Origin of the sequence: Methylobacterium sp. WL6 (genome assembly GCF_008040095.1) — a bacterium.
GTDB lineage: Bacteria > Pseudomonadota > Alphaproteobacteria > Rhizobiales > Beijerinckiaceae > Methylobacterium.
The window spans coordinates 1-3294 of sequence record NZ_VRVH01000403.1 but is presented as its reverse complement, the minus strand read 5'-3'; the positions used below and the strand labels follow the sequence as shown (position 1 = coordinate 3294).

The 3294-nt window shown below is 62.4% G+C and carries 5 protein-coding genes; 3 read left to right on the top strand and 2 right to left on the bottom strand.

Translation table 11 applies throughout. The annotated features are described in order from the left end of the window. Nucleotides 1-20: 20 nt before the first annotated feature. Together FV230_RS26310 and FV230_RS26305 are read right to left on the bottom strand one after the other, a co-directional pair. Nucleotides 21-356, bottom strand: a complete 336-nt coding sequence (locus tag FV230_RS26310; RefSeq protein WP_147844479.1) for a DUF1622 domain-containing protein — start codon at nucleotides 354-356, stop codon at nucleotides 21-23. A 21-nt stretch (nucleotides 357-377) separates the two neighbouring features. Next, the gene (locus tag FV230_RS26305) at nucleotides 378-779 is read right to left on the bottom strand and encodes a DUF1622 domain-containing protein (protein WP_147726160.1); all 402 of its coding nucleotides are present in this window, start codon (nucleotides 777-779) and stop codon (nucleotides 378-380) included. A gap of 346 nt (nucleotides 780-1125) precedes the next feature. Between FV230_RS26305 and FV230_RS26300 the strand changes: the two genes are divergently transcribed. From FV230_RS26300 to FV230_RS26290, 3 genes are all read left to right on the top strand, one after another. Continuing rightward, nucleotides 1126-2610, top strand: a complete 1485-nt coding sequence (locus tag FV230_RS26300; protein ID WP_187275632.1) for a PAS domain S-box protein — start codon at nucleotides 1126-1128, stop codon at nucleotides 2608-2610. 162 nt (nucleotides 2611-2772) lie between these two features. Then, entirely contained in the window at nucleotides 2773-2955 is a 183-nt protein-coding gene (locus tag FV230_RS26295; protein WP_147726159.1) for a hypothetical protein, read from the top strand. A gap of 107 nt (nucleotides 2956-3062) precedes the next feature. Beyond that, nucleotides 3063-3294 (top strand): GlsB/YeaQ/YmgE family stress response membrane protein (locus FV230_RS26290; protein WP_147844478.1); only part of this gene is annotated, 232 nt, incomplete at its 3' end.

Genomic DNA, 3294 nt, shown 5'->3' with positions numbered 1-3294 from the left:
ATATAACGCACTACCATAAATTACTTTGTGCTGCGCGAGGGACGCTTAAGTGACGTCTCTTCATAGGCAAGTGCCTGCTTGACAATTGTGCGAATGGCAAAAACCGCCACGAAAATCAGGATGGCGTTCCAGCTACGGAGTTCGATGGTCTTCAGCAGGGTAGCCGCTGTCTTGAATCCAAGCGCAGCCACGATGCCATCGGCGACGGCGAGGCGCGCCGCAACGATACCATGATGGCTACCGCGCGCTCGCACGAGTTCCAGTGCGCCGCGAACGCAACCGAACACGACGAGAAGGCTACCGCCAAATTCGATGAGCGCGGCAAGAGCACGTATCCACTGGTCGATGAGAGGCACCGCTCAAGTCTCCGTGCGATCTCATGGCTGATCTGCCATCGGCGAACTTGATCCAGGCGCTTGGTGCGACCGCTCCTCGGCCTTGTCGATCTCCTGCTGCAGGAAGTAGTTCAGCAGCGTTCGGATCGCCGCGATGGCCGCGAGTTGGCCGATCTCGGACCAGGTCGGTGCTACGGCCGTGCGCAGGATGTCGGCGCCAAGCTCGAACTCCAGCGCCACGGCAAGCCAGCGACCGAGCCTCAGCCGCACCTGTTCCTTGGCTGCCTGCGGTCCATCATCATCCGAACGACGCAACGAAGCAGGCAAAAACAGTAGGAGGGCGAAGACAGTAGCCTCCAGCGTCGCAAACCCGATGATCAGGGCCGCTGCGGCCTCCGTGCCGACGGCGAGCCACACGGTGAAGGTTTTGATCGTCTCTTCCATTCCGGAACATTGCTCATCCCTTGATACCCTGGCCGCGGGTGCGACCAACAACCGGAACCATTCCACCCGGCCCTCAGGTTCCTCATTCCAACCCGTAGGAACCGCATCGGTGACCCGGGAGTGTCTCTCCCTAGAGAATAACTACCAGACGCGTGCGTCACCGGCTCGCTGAGGCGCACGATGGTCTTCATGCCCTGGAGCGTGGGCTGCAAGATGTCACCACTGAACTCAGACATATGTCCTATCCGCTGCTATGTCAGGAATCGAACCGTTTTCCTGACACTGACTTTTTGCATAACGTATTTTCGCGTATTCGAACGTTGGTGTTCGGTGAGGAGATACGCCGATGATCGATGAGGCCGGCCACATGCAGATGCGGCAGATCGTGGCCGGCCTGTCCGAAGGTGTGATCCTGATCGAGCCGGATCAGACCATCGCCTACGCGAATGCCGCCGCCGTGATGATGCATGGCGTTGCGGACGCGAGCGATCTCGGCGCCACCGTGTCGGAGTACCGTGCGAACTTCACGCTGCACTACCGCAATCACCGGGAGATCGGCCCGCTTCAGCACCCCCTCGATCGGGTACTCGCCGGCGAGGTGTTCCGGGATATCGTCGTCGAATTGGTCCCGACCCGGGATCCGTCACACAGGTGGATGCACCGCATTCGTAGCTTGGTGACCACCGATGCGAATGGCACGCCGAGCGGCCTTGCCCTGGTGATGCAGGATGTAAGTGAACGCTATCAGGCCGAAGCCCGGTTCGAGCGCATGTTCAACGCCAACCCGGCCCCGGCGATCATCTGCCGAATTGCCGATCTGCGCTTCGTGCGGGTCAACCGCGGCTTCCTCGACCTGACCGGGTACCATCGTGACGACGTACTCGGGCGGACCTTCTGCGAGATCGATCTGCTGCGCGAGGCCGAGCGGCGCGAGATGGCGATCCATCGCTTGCACGCGGGTCACACCATCCCGCAGATGGAAGCACAACTCGCCACGCCTTGCGGGAGGGGGCGCTACGTGATCGTGGCCGGGCACGCCATCGAGATGCCGGGCCCGGGCGGCGTCGAGCCGTGCATGCTGTTCACCTTCGCGGATCTCGAGGATCGCCGGAAGGCCGAGATGGCGCTGCGACACAGCGAGGAGCGCTTCGCCAAGGCGTTCGACCTCTCGCCCGTGCCAGGCGCGCTGATGAGCGCGGACGGGTTGGAGATCACCAGCGTCAACCAAGCCTTCGTGACCGCGTTCGGATACGCCCCTGAGGCTTTGGGCGGACGGTCGCTCGCCGATCTCGCGCTCTGGGTCGACCGCGCCGAGCAGCGCAAGTTCTCCCGCGATCTCAAGAGGCTCGGCAGCATCCAAGGCTTCGAGGCCGCGTTACAGAATGCGGCAGGCGCCGAGATCGACTGTCTCATCTCAGCCGAGAAGGTGATCATCAACGGTGAGGCCTGCGTGCTGTGCGTCCTGCAGGACATTACCGCCCGCAAGCGCTCGGAACGCGAACTGATCACCGCGATTGAGGCGGTGATGGCGGACGCGTCGTGGTTCAGCCATGGGGTGATCGACAAGCTGGCGACCTTGCGCAACCCGGCCCGCTCCAGCCGGCCATCGGTCACGGTCGAGAACCTGACGATCCGCGAGCAGGACATGCTCACGCGGATCTGTCAGGGCGCCACCGACCAGGAGATCGGAGCCGAGCTGAAGCTGTCGCCGAACACGGTGCGCAATCACGTCTCGGCGCTCTATCGCAAGCTCGGGGTCAACCGCCGCAGCGCCGTCGTGGTGTGGGCGCAGGAGCGTGGGATCGGGCCAAACACCCGGCACCTACGCTGAAGCGGGGGAAAACCGTGACGGAACTACCAAGTCGATTTGGTACAAATGTACTTTATGTAAATCGTTGGAACTTCGAGTAGAATACCTTATTAAGCAGTGGTAGCTCTGCTCGAGCGAGCATCTCGGAAGATCATCCCCCTGGGTTGATATGAGGAGATCCGCGTGGCCGGGCGTCGGAAGGTGCTCTCTCCCGACCATATCCGGGCACTGATCAAGGAAGCCATCGGCATCATCGAGGGCGACCACGCGATCCAGGCGGAAGCTGCCGCTGAGATCGCCGCCATCGAAGCTGCACACACGTCGTCGACCCCCAAGGCAAGATCGAAGCGCTCGACCCACAGGTGATGCTGGGGCGGCGAGTAGGCGCGCAGGCTGCACTCAGCCTCTGCACACCGTCAGCACGTCTGCAGAGGCAGGCCTCCCGACCCAACTGCATGAAGTGGAACTGCACCATGTCCCTCCTCGCCTGGATCGTGCTCGGCCTGATCGTCGGCTTCATCGGCAGCAAGATCGTCAACAACACCGGCCAGGGGCTCGTCGTCGATATCCTACTCGGTGTCGTCGGCGCCGTCGTCGGCGGCTTCCTGTTCAACCAGTTCGGCCAGCCCGGCGTCTCCGGGGTGAACCTCTACAGCCTGCTCGTCGCCGTCGTCGGCGCGGTGGTGGTGCTGTGGCTCTACCACG